Below are 15,575 nucleotides of genomic sequence, written 5' to 3' on the forward strand. Positions count from 1 at the left end.
GAAAAGGGGCATGGCGCAACCGCCCCCAACCACCTTGCGCCCCGCCCCCACGCAGGGCAAGCATCCGGCAGGGAGAAGCGACATGACCATCACCACCATCGGCTTCGACGCCGACGACACGCTCTGGCAGAACGAAGCCTTCTTCCGCCTCACGCAGGACCGCTTCACCGCCCTTCTGGCCGACCACGCCGAACCCGACCACCTGCACGACCGCCTCCTCGCCGCCGAGCGGCGCAACCTCGGCCATTACGGCTTCGGCGTCAAAGGCTTCACCCTCTCGATGATCGAAACCGCCATCGAAGTGACCGAAGGCCGCGTCCCCGCCGCCGTGATCGCCGAGATCATGGCCGCAGGGCGCGAGATGCTGGAACATCCCATCGAGCTGCTCCCCCATGCGCGCGAGGCGGTCGAACGGCTCGCCGACACCCACCGCGTGCTGCTGATCACAAAGGGCGACCTTCTGGATCAGGAACGCAAGCTTGCCCAGTCCGGCCTCGGCGACCTGTTCCACGGGGTGGAAATCGTGTCCAACAAGACCGCCCCCGTCTATGCCGCGATCTTCGCCCGCCACGGCGACGGGCCGGACCGCGCCCTGATGGTGGGCAACTCGCTCAAGTCCGATGTCATCCCCGTGATCGAGGCGGGCGGCTGGGGCGTCCACATCCCCCATGGCCTGACATGGGCGCTCGAACACGCCGATCCGCCGCAGGATCACCCCCGCTTCTGCGCGCTGGACCATCTGGGCGACCTGCCCGATCTTGTGTCGCGCCTTCGTTAACACACAATACCTAGCGCGCCCCCTTTGCGCGACCCATACCAAAGCATCACCACAGCAACACCCCGAAAGTCATTGAAATTCAGGGGTTTTCCGGTGCACCCCCCTGTGCTAGTCTCTGCACCAATCAAATAAGCCCCACAAAAAAACGGGGCGATCCTGAGGCAGGAACAAGGAACTGGCGACGTGGCATCGCTTTCGGGGCATATCGCCCGCCTTTTCACATTCTGGCTTGTCGCGGCCTTCGCTGCCGTCCTCGCCGCATCCCCCCTTCTGGCCGCACCCTATGCCGCCATCGTGATCGACGCCCGCTCGGGCGAGGTGTTCTATTCCGAAAACGCCGACACCCGCCTGCACCCTGCCTCGCTGACCAAGATGATGACGCTCTACATCGCCTTCGAGGAGATCGAGCGCGGCAACATCTCGCTCGATTCCATGGTCACGATCACCAAACACGCCGCAGCCCAGCCGCCCTCGCGCCTTGGCCTGCGGGCAGGCCAGAAGATCGCCCTGCGCTTCCTGATCCGCGCCGCCGCCATCAAATCTGCCAATGACGCCGCCACCGCCATCGGCGAATTCATCAGCGGGGACGAAGCCGCCTTCGCCAAGCGCATGACCCGCACCGCCAAGGCGCTCGGGATGGGCAACACCACGTTCAAGAACGCCAATGGCCTCACCGCACAGGGCCACCTGTCCACCGCCCGCGACATGACGATCCTCGGGCGGCACCTGTTCTACGACTTCCCGCAATACTACAACCTCTTCTCCCGCCGCTCGGTCGATGCGGGCATGGCGACGGTGAACAACACCAACCGCCGCTTCCTCGATGCCTACGAAGGCGCCGACGGCATCAAGACCGGCTACACGGTGCCTGCGGGCTTCAACCTGACGGCCTCGGCCGAACGCGGCGGCAAGCGTCTGATCGCCACGATCTTCGGCGGCAAATCGACCGCCGACCGTAACGCCAAGATGATGAAACTCCTCGACCTCGGCTTCGGCAAGGCCCCGCGCAACGCCCCCGTCAACCCGCCGCAACCGCCCGCCTATCAGGGCGGGGACGAGATGCTGGTGGCCGATGCCGACCTGCCCGAAGTTTCCGACGGCGCGGGCAAGACCGTCCGCGCCTCGATGGAGATCACCACCTCGCCCCGCCCCGCCGCCCGTCCGGGCAGCGCGGCACCCGCCGCCGCCGCGCCGGAAGAAACCGTCGTCGCCGCGGCCGAGGCGGTGGATGCCATGCAATCGGGCATCGAAGGCGCGCTTGCCGCCGCGCTGGGGGCCGAAGCCCCCACCGCTCCCGCGACCGATCCCGCGCTTGACGCACAGGCCACCGAACTGGCCGCAGCCGCCGCCCCCGCCGCCGCTCTGGCCGTCGAAGGGGTGGAACTCGCCTCTGCCGCAACCCTGCCCGCAGGCGAAACCCTGCCTGATCAAGAGGCGCTGGCCGCCGCCCTCACCCAGGACCTGCCCCCGGCTGACGCGCCCGAGATCATCCCCTTCCAGGTCGTCTCTGCCGCCGGCACCGCCTCGCGCCCGCAAAAGCGCAACGCCCCGATCTATGACGATGCCGCCGCCCCCGCCGAAGGCGACGCCGAACCCGAAGTGGTGATTTCCGTCTCCACCTCCGGCGACCGGCACTGGGGCATCAATCTGGGCAGCTATGGCAGCAGCTACGATGCCGAACGGGCATTGCTGAAGCTGCAACTGGTGGAAAGCGCCACGCTGAACGGCTCGCTGCGCAAGGTCATGCCGCGCTCGGGCGGCTTCGACGCCACCTTCGTGGGGCTGACGCAGGATCAGGCCGACCTCGCCTGCCGCCGCCTGCAAGCCCGCGCCATCTCCTGCTTCACGATGGGCCCGTAGGGCGGGGTTCACCCCGCCACCGCGAAACGGCACCTGTCGCGCGCCCTCGCACCTGCGTAGGGCGGGGTTCACCCCGCCACCGCGCACCAACAAATTCCGGCCCATGCCCCAAGCACGCCCCGCGCGCGCCCTCGAACCTGCGTAGGGCGGGGTTCACCCCGCCGACCCCCGCCCCGCCGTCCGGACCTCCCGCCCCTCACGGCTTGGGCCGGTCGTCCCAATCCTTCGTCAGGATCCGGTTCGCATCCCCCTCGGGGTCGTCGAACTGCCGGTTCCGCATCGCCCAGAAGAACGCCGCCAACCCGATCCCGCCCAGAAACAGCGACACGGGGATCAGAAAGCCCAGAATCTCCATCCCCGCCCCCTATTTCAGCCGCAGCGCATTCAGCGATACCGTGATCGACGACAGCGACATCGCCGCCGCCGCTGCCAGCGGTGTCGCCATCCCGACCAGCGCCAGCGGAACCGCCACCACGTTATAGGCCGCCGACACCCCGAAATTCTCGACGATCCGGCGCGACGCCTGCCGCGCGATCCGCAGCGCATCCCCGATGGGCGCCATGTCCTGCCCCAGCAGAACGATGTCCGACGCCACCCGCGCCGCATCCAGCGCGCTTGCCGGCGATACCGACACATGCGCCGCCGCCAGCGCCGCCGTATCGTTCAACCCGTCCCCCACCATCAGGACGCGGCAGCCGTCGCGCGTCATGGCCGCGACCTCTGCCGCCTTCTCGGCGGGCAAGGCCCCCGCGCGCCATTCCGCAATCCCCAGCCGCTCTGCCAGCCCCGCCACGGCCCCCCGCGCATCGCCCGAGATCAACACAACCCGCAGCCCCTGCGCGCGCAGGCTCGCCACCGCCGCCTCGGCCCCCGGACGCAGGCTGTCGGCAAAGGTGAAGGCCCGCGCCGCCCCCTCGCCCGTGCACAGATAGGTCGCGGTCGCATCGACCGGTTCCGAACCGCACCATTCCGCCCGCCCCAGACGCACGCGACGGCCCTTCCAGACCCCCTCGACGCCATAGCCCGGAACCTCGCGCAACTCCTCCACCCGCGCAGGCCCGATCCCCGCAGCCCGCGCCCCGGCCACCAGCGCCAGCGCCAGCGGATGCGACGATGCACCCGCCAACGCCGCCGCCACCTCCACCGCCACGCGCGGATGGTCGGCAAGGTTCGTCACCTCCGGCGCGCCCATGGTCAGCGTGCCGGTCTTGTCGAAAACGACCGTATCCACCTCGGCCAGCCGCTCCAGCGCCGTGCCATGTTTGATAAGAAGACCCTTGCGGAACAGTTTTCCGCTCGCCGCCGTCACCACCGCAGGCACCGCCAGGCCCAGCGCACAGGGACAGGTGATGATCAGCACGGCGGCCGAGATATTGACGGCAAAGCGCAGATCGCCCCCCGTCTTCCACATCCAGAACCCGAAGGCGCTGAAGGACAGGATATGCACCAGCGGCGAATACCACTTCGCCGCCCGCTCGGCCAAGGACGTGTAGCGCGTCTTCGCACTCTCCGCGACGGCCACCAGATCGGCCATCCGGTGCAAGGACGACTCCCGCCCCGCCGCCGTGACCCGCACGACCAGCGGCCCCGTCAGGTTCACCTCCCCCGCCGAAACCACCGTATCGACACCGGCGAAGACCGGCAGGCTCTCCCCCGTCAGCAGCGACCGGTCCAGTTCCGACTGCCCCTCGACCACCACGCCATCCACCGGCATCCGCCCACCGGGCCGGACGCGGACCAGATCGCCTGCCACAACCTCGGCAATCGGCAGCACGACCTCCACGCCCAGGCGCAGCACACTCGCCCGCGGCACCTCCAGCGCCGCCAGCTCCTCTGCCGCCGACCGCGCCACGGCGCGCGTGCGATGGTCCAGATATCGCCCCGCCAGCAGGAAGAAGGACAGCATCACCGCCGCATCGAAATAGGCGTGATGCCCGCTGTTCCACGTCTCGAACAACGAAATCGACGACGCAAGGATCAGCGCCAGCGAAATCGGCACATCCATCCCCAGCCGCCCCACGCGCAAGGATGCCCATGCGCTCTTGAAAAACGGCTGCCCCGCGAAAATGACCGTGGGCAGCGCGATGGCCGCCGAAATCCAGTGAAACAGGTCGCGTGTCGCATCCTCGGCCCCCGACCAGACGGCAACCGACAGCAGCATCACGTTCATCATCGAAAAGAACGCCACGCCCAGCCGCATCAGCAGGTCGCGCCCCTGCCGGTCCGTCTCGGTCGCGCTCAGAAGGCCGGGGTCCAGCTCATGCGCCTCATACCCCACGCCCTTCAGCACCCCGATCAGCGCATCCGCCGTCACGCCCGCATCGGCATCGACCGACACCCGCCGCAGCGTCAGGTTCACCCGCGCACTCTTCACCCCCGGCACCGCCTGAACCGCCTGCTCCACCGTGGAAATGCAGGCCGCGCAATGCGCCGTGGGCAGGGACAGCATCAGCCGCGCATCCCGCGCCGACGACGCCGCCGCGATGCTCTCCGCACTCGGCGCCGCCACGCAGGCCGGACAGGCCGAAGCGGTGACATGCTCGTTCAACAGCGGCGCCGACAGCGACATGGCCTACCCCTGCACCTGATCCATCACGAACAGCTCCAGCCGCTGGCGGAACTTCGTCCCGTCTGGTGCCTCGGCCTCGACCTTCAGCATCCACTTGCCCCGCGCCAGCGCGACATCCGCCTCCCACACCCCCGCCACACGGGCGAAATCGGGCAGCATGTCATCCTTCGTCTCGGTCGCGCGCCCGACCAGAACATCCATCCGCCGCACCGCCGCGGGCAGCCCCTCGGCATCCGTCACCGACAGCGTCAGCTTGCCCCCGCGATACTCCGGCGTGACGGTCCAGCCCAGCGCCTCCTGCGCCTTGCGCTCGGCATCGAAGGTCTGGCTGGCGATATAGCCATTCGCCACCTCGAGCCCCGGAAAGGTCCGCACCGCCTGCACCGCCAGCACCAGATTCACCCCGATGATGATGGAAAACGCCCCGACCGTGATGGCCAGCACATGACGCCCCTTCAGCTCTGCCATCTCACTCACCCTTTCCGTTGAAGACCGTGTCATGATGCACGCGGTCCTTGCCTTCGGTATCGGCCACCCACAGCCGCAACTCGGTCCGGTCCGCAAGCGCCGCCTGCGATCCCGGCGCGGCCTCGACATAGACCCGCTGCTGCAGGGTCTCGTTCGCAGGCACCCGCACCAGCGCGTCGGGCGTGCCCTCCAGCTTCAGCACAAGCCCCGCCTCCGACGTGGCCGATATGCTGAACCACGCGTCATCCCCCGTCTTGTTGCGCAACCGCAGGTCATAGGTGTTGCGGATCGTGCCATCCGACAGCGTCACAAAGGTCGGGTTCCGCACCGGCGTCACGTTCACGTCGATATCCGACCGCAGGAACAGCGCCACGACCAGCGCGATCCCCACCCCGCCCCACAGCACCGTGTAGATGACCGTCCGCAGGCGGAACACATGGCTCCACACGCTTTTGGGCGCCTTGCCCTCGCGTTCCCGCACCTCGTCGGTCAGGGCAAGATAGCCGATCAGGTCGCGCGGCTTGCCGATCTTGTCCATCATGTCGTTGCAGGCATCGATGCACAGCCCGCAGGTGATGCAGGCCAGTTGCTGGCCGTTCCGGATGTCGATCCCCATCGGGCAGACGTTCACGCAGGCCTTGCAGTCGATGCAGTCGCCATTGCCCGCCACATCCTGCTTGCCCCGCGGCTCGCCCCGCCATTCGCGATAGGCGATCGTGATCGTATCCTCGTCCATCATCGCCGCCTGGATGCGCGGCCAGGGGCAGGCATAGATGCACATCTGCTCCCGCGCGAACCCGCCAAAGGCAAAGGTCGTGGCCGTCAGGATCAGCATCGTCGTATAGGCGATGGGATGGGCCTGCCCCGTCACCAGATCGACCGCCAGCGTCGGCGCATCGGTGAAATAGAAGATCCACGCCCCGCCCGTCGCCAGCCCGATCAGGAACCAGATCGCCCATTTGGCCAGCCGCTTCCTGATCTTCTCGCCATCCCAGCGCTGCCGGTGCAGGCGGATGCGCGCGTTACGGTCCCCCTCGACCCAGCGTTCGACAAGGATGAACAGGTCCGTCCACACGGTCTGCGGGCAGGCATAGCCGCACCAGACCCGCCCCGCGGCGGATGTGAACAGGAACAGCCCCAGCCCCGCCATGATCAGAAGGCCGGCCACGAAATAGAATTCATGCGGCCAGATCTCGATCATGAAGAAAAAGAACCGCCGGTTCGCCATGTCGATCAGCACCGCCTGATCCGGCAGGTTCGGCCCCCGGTCCCAGCGCAGCCACGGCGTCAGGTAGTAGATGCCCAGCGTCACCGCCATGATCCACCACTTCATCGTGCGGAAACTGCCCTTCACGCGGCGCGGAAAGATCGGCTCGCGCGCGGCATAAAGGCTCTGCGGTTCGGTATCGGGACTGCTCACGGAAAGGCTCCAGGGATTCGGATCGCCCCACCTATCCGCCGCGGGGGCCGCCGCCACCTTGACATGCATCAAACCGGCATCCGCGATGCAGCTTTGTCGCACCCGCAGGACGGGCAATAGTGCCCATCCTGCCCGGCTACTCGCCCAACGCAGCCACGACCAGATCCGGATGGCGTGCGATGACCGCCACATAGGCCATGGCGAAATCCGGCGGTGTCGCCCGCGCCTGTTCCCAGTCGCGCAATGTTCCCGGCGGGACCTTGAACCGCCGCGCAAATTCCACCTGCGACAGCCCCAACCCCTCACGCGTCCGCCGGATCAACCGCGCACGCAGCGCCCGCTCCATCGCTCGCGCCGAAACCTCGAAATCCTCCGCGTCCGAAGGATCAGGGTCCAGAATGATAGGCTCGGTCTTCACCCGCATTGCTCCTTCGTACCGAAATGAACCTCGGCTTTCCGTTCCGCCAGACGAAGACCGCCGTGAACAGACGCCGCTCGACAAGGCCAATGATCTTGAACCGCTCCTCGCCATCCACGTCCCGGATCGAGGGGATGATCAGGTGGTCAGGATCGCCGAAGACCCGCGCACCGAATGCAAGCGACAGACCGTGCTTTTCACGGTTCACCGCATCTTTCACAGGATCGAAATCACTGGTCACGATCTCTATATACGGAAATCCCGTATATGGATCAACCACCCCGCAAAAACAAAAGCGGGGCCTCTCGACCCCGCAGTCGGCAATCCGGACACCGGCACCCCCAGGAAACGCGCGAACAGGTGGGGTGCCGGTGCCCTTCCCGGCGGCGGACCGCCGGGAATTCCGCTTTACTCGCCACCCCCGCGGGAATGGACATAGGCCGCGACCGCACGGATCTCGTCCTCGGTCAGGCGTCCGGCCCATGCGGGCATCACGCCAAAGCGCGCATAGGCGACCGATTCCTTCACCTTCTCGCGCGACCCGCCATAAAGCCAGATCGCGTCCGTCAGGTTCGGCGCGCCCTGCGTGCGGTCGCCGGTCCCTGCGTCGCCATGGCAGGCGGCGCAGTTGTCGGCAAAGAGCGTGGCCCCCTCGGTGGCCAGCGCGGCATCATGCTCCTGACCGGAAATGGCCAGCACATGTTCCACCACCGCGCCGATCTGGGCATCGTCCAGCAGGCCATCCGCGCCGAATTTCGGCATCTCGGAATAGCGCGCGTCCGCATCGGTCGTGTTGCGGATGCCGTGGGTGATCGTCAGGTGGATATCCTCGATCGTGCCACCCCACAGCCAGTCGTCATCCAGCAGGCTGGGATAGCCCTTGCCCTCGACCCCTGCCGCGCCCGACCCGTGGCACTGGGCGCAATAGGTCTTGAACACCGCGCCCCCCGCCGGTTCGGCAAAGGCCATCAGCGCCTGATCCGACGGGATGGACGCCAGCGGCGCCGCGACCAGCTGCGCCTTGATGTCGGCATTGGCCGCATCGAACCGCTCGATCTCGGCGGCCACATCGGCCCGCGTGCTGGCCCCCAGAACGCCCGGAGTCGCCCCGGAAATCAGTGGCCATGCCGGATAGGCGACCGTATAGCCGATGCCCCAGACGATGGTGGCGTAGAACACCCAGACCCACCAGCGCGGCAGCGGGTTGTTCAGCTCCTCGATCCCGTCCCAGCTATGGCCGGTCGTGCCGACCTGCTCGCCGGGCTTTTTCGTGACTTGCTTGGCGCACATCTCACGCCTCCTTCTGGCCGCGGGCAGGGGCGCGGGACAGCCCGCGCCCGGCATCGCCAGCCGGTTTCGTGTCGTTACGGAAAATCGACTTCGCGGCATCCTCGTGCAGGCGCGTGCTGCCGGGCCGCCAGGCCCAGAACACCACCCCCAGGAAGATCAGCGTTAGCGCCACCAGCGCCCAGCTGTCCGCGAATTCCCTCAGCAGACCATAGGTATCCATCTGCGCCCCCTTACCGGCTCGCATCCGGCGTGAAGGTCGAGAAGTCGACCATCGTGCCCAGCACCTGCAGATAGGCGATCAGCGCGTCCATCTCGGTCAACTGCGGCTGCCCGTCAAAGTTCGACACATTGGCCTTGGCATACCGCTCCTGCAGCCCCGCATAATCGCTGTTCGGGTCCGCCTGCGCCGTGAAGTCCGCCACCGCGTTCTCCATCATCGCGTCGTCATAGGGCACGCCGACGATGCGGTGGGTTCCCATGACGTCCTGGATGTAGCGCCCGTCGATCTCGGCATTCATCAGATAGCCATACTTCGGCATCACCGATTCCGGCACGACCGACTGCGGGTCCGTCAGGTGGTCCACATGCCACGCGTCCGAATACCGCCCGCCGACCCGCGCCAGATCCGGCCCCGTCCGCTTCGACCCCCACTGGAACGGGTGGTCATACTGCGACTCGGCCGCCAGCGAGTAATGGCCATAGCGTTCGACCTCGTCCCGCATCGGGCGGATCATCTGGCTGTGGCAGACATAGCAGCCCTCGCGGATATAGATGTCCCGCCCCGCCAGCTCCAGCGGCGTGTAGGGGCGCACCCCTTCCACGTCCTCGATCGTGTTCTCCAGATAGAAGAGCGGCACGATCTGCACGATCCCCCCGATGGTGACGACCAGAAGGCTCAGCACCATCAGAAGCGTCGCGTGGGTTTCGATTGCCTTGTGCTTGTCAAGAAAAGCCATTTGCCCTGCCTCCGGTCATTCAGCAGGGACGGCCGATCCGGCACCGGCCCGGGCGGGCTGGGCGCGGACGGTCATCCACAGGTTGTAGCACATGATGATCGCACCGGCGAGGAACATGACCCCGCCCAGCCCGCGCACCACATACATCGGGAACTTCGCGGCCACCGTGTCGGCAAAGGCGTTCACGAGGAACCCGTTCGCATCCACTTCGCGCCACATCAGGCCTTCCATGATCCCCGTGACCCACATGGCCGAGGCGTAAAGGACGATCCCGATCGTCGCGAGCCAGAAGTGCCAGGAGACAAGGCTCAGGCTATACAGCCGCTCGCGGTTCCACAGACGCGGAACAAGGAAATACAGCGCCCCGAAGGTGATCATCCCGTTCCAGCCCAGCGCGCCCGAATGCACGTGCCCGATGGTCCAGTCCGTATAGTGGCTCAGCGAGTTCACCGCCTTGATGGACATCATCGGTCCCTCGAAGGTCGACATGCCGTAGAAACCGACCGACACCACCATCATCCGGATGATCGGGTCCGTCCGCAGCTTGTCCCATGCGCCCGACAGCGTCATCAGCCCGTTGATCATGCCACCCCAGGACGGCATCCACAGGATGACCGAGAACACCATGCCCAGCGTCGATGCCCAGTCCGGCAGCGCCGTGTAATGCAGGTGGTGCGGACCGGCCCAGATATACAGGAAGATCAGCGCCCAGAAGTGGATGATCGACAACTTGTAGGAAAAGACGGGACGCTCGGCCTGCTTGGGCACGAAGTAGTACATCATCCCCAGAAAGCCCGCGGTCAGGAAGAAGCCCACGGCGTTATGGCCGTACCACCACTGCACCATCGCATCCTGCACGCCCGAGAACAGCGGCACCGACTGCGACGAGAAGACCGACACCGGAATCTGCAGGTTGTTCCCGATATGCAGCATCGCCACCGTCAGGATCATCGACAGCAGGAACCAGTTGGCCACGTAGATGTGGGGCTCCTTGCGCTTGAACAGCGTGCCCATGAACACGGCCAGGAAACCGACCCAGACGACCACGATCCACCAGTCGATGTACCAGACCGTCTCGGCATATTCCTTGCCCTGCGTGCCGCCCAGAACATAGCTCGTGGCCGCCAGCACGATCATCACCTGCCAGCCCCAGAACACGAACCACGCCAGATTGCCACCCCACAGCCGCACCGCGCTGGTGCGCTGCACGATGTAGAAGGCCGACATGATCAGCGCGTTGCCGCCAAAGGCGAAGATCACCGCGCTGGTATGCAGCGGGCGCAGGCGGCCAAAGTTCAGAATGCCCTGCGACCACTCGAAATTCAGCGCCGGAAAGGCCAGTTGGAAGGCGATGACCACCCCCACCAGAAAGCCCACCACACCCCAGAAGGCGGTGGCGATCACCCCCGCGCGGACGACACCGTCCATGTATTCACCGGCGTTCGCCGTCTTCGGCTCGCCCATCGTCCTCAGCGTCCACAGGAACGTCAGACCGGCGGCAAGCATGACGACGATCGCGTTGACCTGATACGCAAGATCGTGCGCGTAGTTCGAGGCGATGGCGGCAAACACCGCCACGACCCCCAGCACGATCAGTTTCAAATAATCCCACATTTTGCGTCCCTTCGTCTCTTGGCCCCCTCCGGCCCGGACGAATCCGGTCCACGCAGGGCACTTTGCGACTGGTCCGCTTTTGCAAGGCGACGGGTCCAGCCGCCTTGATCCATGTCAACAGCCGGTGATGGCTGCCTTGACCTCGGTCAAAGAAATGTCCCGCGCATCGGATTAACGCTTGGCCATGCATGAAAAGGAGGCACCGATGGCCTACAAGACCCTGTTGACCGTGGCTGTGAGTGCGACCCGTACCGACGCGGCAATCACCGGCGCGGCGGCACTTGCCGCCGCCCATGACGCCCATCTCGACATCCTCGCGCTCGGCGTGGACCGCACGCAGATCGGCTATTCCTATGTCGGCACCGGCGCCGTGGTGCTGCAAGCCGCCCTCGACCGCGCCGAACAGGACGCGAAAGAGATCGAATCCGCCGCGCGCAAGGCCATCGCGGGCCAGTCCCCCGCCCTGCGCTACACGATCGAGGCCGCAATGACCCAGCTCGGCGCGCTCACCGACCTCGTTGCACAGCGGGCGCGATTCGCCGACCTCGTCATCCTGTCCCGCCCCTATGGCGACGGTCAGGGCCCCGAGGCCGAGGCCGTAACCGAAGCCGCCCTGTTCGAGGGTCGCGCGCCGGTCCTGATCCTGCCCGACTCGGGCGCAGGCCGCGCCGCCGCCCCCCGCCGCGCCGTGATCGCATGGAACCAGTCGGCCGAGGCGATGACCGCCGTCCGCAAGGCGCTGCCGCTCCTGAAACAGGCCGATCTGGTGAACATCGCCGTGATCGACCCGCCCCAGCACGGCCCCGAACGCTCCGACCCCGGCGGGATGCTCTGCCAGATGCTCGTCCGCCACGGCGTCCGGGCCGAGGTTTCGGTCCTCGCCCGCACCCTGCCGCGCATCTCGGACGTTCTGGCCCGCCACGTCCGCGACCAGAACGCCGACCTGCTCGTCATGGGCGCCTACGGCCATTCCCGCTTCCGCGAGGCGATTCTCGGCGGCGCGACCCGCAACATGCTGGAACAGGCCGAAGTGCCGGTGTTCATGGCGCATTGACGCAGGCCACCACCCCGCCAACCCCATCCGTCCAAAGCGCTCCCCTCCCCCTCGCGGGGCGGGGAGCGGGTGGGGGAGACGGGATCAGGCTCTTGTGCACCCACGCACGCTTAACCACGTTCCGCCCCGCGACTCTGCCGGAGTTTGTATGTACACCTGTCTGCACAACCGTCTGCACAGCCAGCGGTACGGCGCAAACTCTCGATCTGCCGGAATTCCCCAGCAAATCCCGCCGGTTAACCCTTCGCCCCGTCAGGGCATCAACTGCCCGCCATTCACCTCGATCACCTGCCCGACGACATAGCCGGACAGGCTCGCACAGGCCAGAAACAGGAAGGCCCCGACACAATCCTCCGCGACGCCCAACCGCCCCGCAGGGATGGTGGCAAGCTGCGCCTGCAACTGCGCCTCGGTCGAATAGCGCTCGTGGAACGGCGTCGTGATGACCCCCGGCGCCACGGCGTTCACCCTGATTCCAAAGGGAATAAGCTCCTTCGCCATCCCCCGCGTGACGTTGTGGACAAAGGCCTTGGACGACCCGTACAGCCCCGCCCCGCCGCTCGCCCCGTTGCGCGCCGCGACGGATGTGGTGTTGATGATGAACCCGCCCCCCGCCGCCTTCATCGGCCCGATGGCGGCCTGCGAGGCCACCACGACCGACCGCGCGTTCAAGTCCATGATCTCGTCATAATCCCGTTCGGAAACATCGGCATAAGCCACCCGCCGCACCATCCCGCCCGCATTGTTCACCAACCCGTCCAGCCGCCCGAAAGCCGCAACCGCCTGCTCCACCGCCGACCGCGCCCCCGCCCCGTCCGACACGTCCGCACGGATCAGGACGCACTCGCCCCCCGCCGCGCCGATCTCGTAAGCCACTGCTTTCGCAGCATCTTCGCTGGCATTGTAATGCAACCCCACCCGCGCGCCCTGCGCCGCGAAGGCCCGCGCCACCGCCGCCCCGATGCCCGTTGACGCCCCCGTCACCAGCACCGCCTTGCCCTGCAACTCCGGCAACCGCAAACCCGTCATCCCCGCCCCTCCATCCGTGCCGCGACCACCGCGATGGCCCGCGCCACGGCCTCCTCCACGCCCATCGCGCTGGTATCCAGCACCACCGCATCCTCCGCCGCCCGCAGCGGCGCATCCGCCCGCCCCATGTCCCGCGCATCCCGCTCGCGCACCTCGGCCAGCACCCGCGCCTCGTCCCCGCCAACCTCCAGCCAGCGCCGGTGCGCCCGCACCTCGGCACTGGCCGTGACGTAAAGCTTCACCTCCGCCTCGGGACAGATCACCGTGCCGATATCCCGCCCGTCCAGCACCGCGCCGCCCTCGGCCCGCGCGAACCGCCGCTGGAATTCCACAAGCGCCGCACGCACTTGCGGGATCGCCGCCACCTTCGACGCCGCCTGCCCCGCCTCCAGCGACCGCAGGTCGCCCCGCTCCAGATCGGCCGGAACCAGCCCCTCTGCCGCCGCCACCGGATCGCCGCCCTTGGCCCCGACCGCGCGATAAAGCAGCCCCGTATCCAGATGCGCGAACCCGAACCGCGCCGCCACGGCCCGCCCGATGGTCCCCTTGCCCGCCGCCGCCGGCCCGTCGATGGCAACCGTGAAAATCACCGCAAGCCCCTTCATCCGTTCACAAATATCCTCGGGGGGTGAAGGCCCGGCACGGGCCGAGGGGGGCAGACAGCCCCCCTGATTTTTCGCCAGAAAAATCGTCACCCGCGCGCGAGCGTCGCCCCCAGCCCCGTCATCAGCCCCTCGAAGATCGGAAAGGACGTCAGGATGGGCGAGGCATCGTCCACCGACACATCCTTCTTCGCCGCCATCCCGCAAACAAGGAAACTCATCGCGATCCGGTGGTCCAGATGCGTCTTTGCCGTAGCCCCGCCCGGCACCCCGCCCGCCCCCAGACCGTGGACGATCAGCGTATCCTCATCCTCCTCGACCCGCACACCGCAGGCCTCCAGCCCGCGCGCCATGGCGTCGATCCGGTCGCTTTCCTTGACCCGCAACTCCTTGACGCCGCGCATCACCGTCTTGCCCTCGGCAAAGGCCGCCACGACCGACAGGATCGGATACTCGTCGATCATGGACGGCGCTCGCTCCTCGGGCACTTCGATCCCCTTGAGATCGGGCGAAAACTTCACCCGCAGATCCGCCACCGGCTCGCCCCCCTCCTCGCGGGGGTTCATGAACTCGATCTGCGCGCCCATCTCGACCAGCGTCAGGTAAAGCCCGTTTCGCGTCAGGTTCTGGCTGACGCCGGGAACGGTGATGTCGGACCCCTCCACGATCAGCGCCGCGCAGGTCGGAAAGGCCGCGCTGGACGGATCGCGCGGCACCGCCACGGTCTGCGCCCGCAATTCCGGCCGCCCCGTCAGGGTGATGACATTCCCCTCCGCAGTCGTCTCGACCGTCAGCGCCGCGCCAAAGCCCAGCAACATCCGTTCCGAATGGTCGCGCGTCGGCTCCTTCTCGATCACCACCGTCTGGCCGGGCGCGTTCAGGCCCGCCAGCAGCACCGCCGACTTCACCTGCGCACTGGCCACCGGCAGTGCATAGCGCACGGGCACCGGATCCGCCGCGCCCACCACCGTCATCGGCAGCCGCCCGCCCTGCCGCCCATAGGCCCGCGCCCCGAACAGCGACAGCGGATCCGTCACCCGCCCCATGGGCCGCTTGCGCAGCGACGCATCGCCCGTGAAGGTCGCGGTGATGGGCGATGTCGCCATCGTCCCCATGATCAGCCGCACGCCCGTTCCGGAATTCCCGCAGTCGATGACATCCGCAGGCTCGCGGAACCCGCCCACGCCCACGCCATGGACCGACCATTCGCCCAGCCCGTGCCGCGTCACCTCGGCCCCGAAGGCCCGCATCGCCTTGGCCGTGTCCAGCACGTCCTGCCCTTCCAGCAGCCCCGTCACCCGCGTCTCGCCCACGGCCATCGCCCCGAAGATCAGCGCGCGGTGGCTGATCGACTTGTCCCCCGGCACCTCGGCCACGCCCCGCAGGGGGCCGGACTTGCGGGCGGTCATGGGTTGCGCGTCACCGTGGCCGGACATCTTCATCTCCCTGTCATTCCGGCCCGCCTGATAGCGCAACCGCCCCGTCCGGTCCATGCCCACATCACGCCACGCGGAGCG

16 protein-coding genes are annotated in these 15,575 nt (G+C 67.2%); 3 read left to right on the plus strand and 13 right to left on the minus strand.

All coding sequences use genetic code 11. The features are described 5' to 3' along the window. Positions 1–82: 82 nt before the first annotated feature. Positions 83–778 carry an HAD family hydrolase gene (locus tag GU927_RS05865; RefSeq protein WP_161761406.1) on the plus strand — a complete coding sequence of 232 codons (696 nt, stop codon included), beginning with the start codon at positions 83–85 and terminating at the stop codon, positions 776–778. A 183-nt stretch (positions 779–961) separates the two neighbouring features. Further along, complete coding sequence (locus GU927_RS05870; protein ID WP_232489134.1) at positions 962–2,638, plus strand: serine hydrolase; 1,677 nt, start codon at positions 962–964, stop codon at positions 2,636–2,638. 196 nt (positions 2,639–2,834) lie between these two features. Here GU927_RS05870 and ccoS read toward each other — a convergent pair whose 3' ends face one another. The 10 genes from ccoS to ccoN all read right to left on the minus strand — a co-directional run bounded on the left by ccoS (position 2,835) and on the right by ccoN (position 11,373). Continuing rightward, on the minus strand, positions 2,835–2,993 hold the full coding sequence (ccoS, locus tag GU927_RS05875) for a cbb3-type cytochrome oxidase assembly protein CcoS (RefSeq protein ID WP_023663712.1): 159 nt from the start codon (positions 2,991–2,993) through the stop codon (positions 2,835–2,837). 9 nt (positions 2,994–3,002) lie between these two features. Further along, a complete protein-coding gene (locus tag GU927_RS05880) occupies positions 3,003–5,207 on the minus strand; it encodes a heavy metal translocating P-type ATPase (RefSeq protein ID WP_161761407.1) in 2,205 nt (734 codons plus the stop codon). A gap of 3 nt (positions 5,208–5,210) precedes the next feature. Further along, positions 5,211–5,675, minus strand: a complete 465-nt coding sequence (locus GU927_RS05885) for a FixH family protein (RefSeq protein ID WP_161761408.1) — start codon at positions 5,673–5,675, stop codon at positions 5,211–5,213. 1 nt (position 5,676) lies between these two features. After that, positions 5,677–7,095 carry a cytochrome c oxidase accessory protein CcoG gene (gene ccoG, locus GU927_RS05890; RefSeq protein WP_161761409.1) on the minus strand — a complete coding sequence of 473 codons (1,419 nt, stop codon included), beginning with the start codon at positions 7,093–7,095 and terminating at the stop codon, positions 5,677–5,679. 136 nt (positions 7,096–7,231) lie between these two features. Beyond that, on the minus strand, positions 7,232–7,513 hold the full coding sequence (locus tag GU927_RS05895; RefSeq protein ID WP_161761410.1) for a helix-turn-helix domain-containing protein: 282 nt from the start codon (positions 7,511–7,513) through the stop codon (positions 7,232–7,234). Then, positions 7,482–7,754 carry a BrnT family toxin gene (locus tag GU927_RS05900; RefSeq protein WP_217765540.1) on the minus strand — a complete coding sequence of 91 codons (273 nt, stop codon included), beginning with the start codon at positions 7,752–7,754 and terminating at the stop codon, positions 7,482–7,484. Before GU927_RS05900 ends, GU927_RS05895 begins: the two co-directional genes overlap by 32 nt. A gap of 167 nt (positions 7,755–7,921) precedes the next feature. Then, positions 7,922–8,803: a cytochrome-c oxidase, cbb3-type subunit III gene (gene ccoP / locus GU927_RS05905; RefSeq protein WP_161761412.1), complete on the minus strand. Its 882-nt coding sequence runs from the start codon at positions 8,801–8,803 to the stop codon at positions 7,922–7,924. 1 nt (position 8,804) lies between these two features. After that, positions 8,805–9,023, minus strand: a complete 219-nt coding sequence (locus tag GU927_RS05910) for a cbb3-type cytochrome c oxidase subunit 3 (RefSeq protein ID WP_161761413.1) — start codon at positions 9,021–9,023, stop codon at positions 8,805–8,807. A 10-nt stretch (positions 9,024–9,033) separates the two neighbouring features. Beyond that, a complete protein-coding gene (gene ccoO, locus GU927_RS05915; protein WP_161761414.1) occupies positions 9,034–9,759 on the minus strand; it encodes a cytochrome-c oxidase, cbb3-type subunit II in 726 nt (241 codons plus the stop codon). A gap of 15 nt (positions 9,760–9,774) precedes the next feature. After that, positions 9,775–11,373, minus strand: coding sequence for a cytochrome-c oxidase, cbb3-type subunit I (gene ccoN / locus GU927_RS05920; protein ID WP_161761415.1), 1,599 nt, complete (start codon positions 11,371–11,373; stop codon positions 9,775–9,777). Positions 11,374–11,578: 205 nt separating this feature from the next. On the opposite strand from ccoN, the gene GU927_RS05925 reads away from it, so the two are divergent. Beyond that, positions 11,579–12,427 (plus strand): universal stress protein, encoded by an 849-nt coding sequence (locus tag GU927_RS05925; RefSeq protein WP_161761416.1) that lies wholly within the window; start codon positions 11,579–11,581, stop codon positions 12,425–12,427. Between the two features lie 252 nt (positions 12,428–12,679). Here GU927_RS05925 and GU927_RS05930 read toward each other — a convergent pair whose 3' ends face one another. The 3 genes from GU927_RS05930 to aroA form a co-directional block, all read right to left on the minus strand. Beyond that, entirely contained in the window at positions 12,680–13,456 is a 777-nt protein-coding gene (locus tag GU927_RS05930) for an SDR family NAD(P)-dependent oxidoreductase (protein ID WP_161761417.1), read from the minus strand. Then, a complete protein-coding gene (locus tag GU927_RS05935; protein WP_161761418.1) occupies positions 13,453–14,046 on the minus strand; it encodes a (d)CMP kinase in 594 nt (197 codons plus the stop codon). The genes GU927_RS05930 and GU927_RS05935 overlap by 4 nt, the downstream gene beginning before the upstream one ends. A gap of 101 nt (positions 14,047–14,147) precedes the next feature. After that, positions 14,148–15,494 carry a 3-phosphoshikimate 1-carboxyvinyltransferase gene (gene aroA / locus GU927_RS05940; RefSeq protein WP_161761466.1) on the minus strand — a complete coding sequence of 449 codons (1,347 nt, stop codon included), beginning with the start codon at positions 15,492–15,494 and terminating at the stop codon, positions 14,148–14,150. Positions 15,495–15,575 lie beyond the last annotated feature (81 nt).

The organism is Paragemmobacter amnigenus (assembly GCF_009908265.2).
Taxonomy (GTDB): Bacteria; Pseudomonadota; Alphaproteobacteria; order Rhodobacterales; family Rhodobacteraceae; genus Paragemmobacter; species Paragemmobacter amnigenus.

What these genes read in the sequence shown, in the direction of transcription:
- GU927_RS05930 (WP_161761417.1), bottom strand. Translation starts at nt 13,456, where the DNA reads ATGACGGGTTTGCGGTTGCCGGAGTTGCAGGGCAAGGCGGTGCTGGTG.
- GU927_RS05925 (WP_161761416.1), top strand. Translation starts at nt 11,579, where the DNA reads ATGGCCTACAAGACCCTGTTGACCGTGGCTGTGAGTGCGACCCGTACC.
- GU927_RS05880 (WP_161761407.1), bottom strand. Translation starts at nt 5,207, where the DNA reads ATGTCGCTGTCGGCGCCGCTGTTGAACGAGCATGTCACCGCTTCGGCC.
- ccoS (WP_023663712.1), bottom strand. Translation starts at nt 2,993, where the DNA reads ATGGAGATTCTGGGCTTTCTGATCCCCGTGTCGCTGTTTCTGGGCGGG.
- ccoP (WP_161761412.1), bottom strand. Translation starts at nt 8,803, where the DNA reads ATGTGCGCCAAGCAAGTCACGAAAAAGCCCGGCGAGCAGGTCGGCACG.
- ccoO (WP_161761414.1), bottom strand. Translation starts at nt 9,759, where the DNA reads ATGGCTTTTCTTGACAAGCACAAGGCAATCGAAACCCACGCGACGCTT.
- GU927_RS05885 (WP_161761408.1), bottom strand. Translation starts at nt 5,675, where the DNA reads ATGGCAGAGCTGAAGGGGCGTCATGTGCTGGCCATCACGGTCGGGGCG.
- aroA (WP_161761466.1), bottom strand. Translation starts at nt 15,494, where the DNA reads ATGTCCGGCCACGGTGACGCGCAACCCATGACCGCCCGCAAGTCCGGC.
- GU927_RS05910 (WP_161761413.1), bottom strand. Translation starts at nt 9,023, where the DNA reads ATGGATACCTATGGTCTGCTGAGGGAATTCGCGGACAGCTGGGCGCTG.
- ccoN (WP_161761415.1), bottom strand. Translation starts at nt 11,373, where the DNA reads ATGTGGGATTATTTGAAACTGATCGTGCTGGGGGTCGTGGCGGTGTTT.
- GU927_RS05865 (WP_161761406.1), top strand. Translation starts at nt 83, where the DNA reads ATGACCATCACCACCATCGGCTTCGACGCCGACGACACGCTCTGGCAG.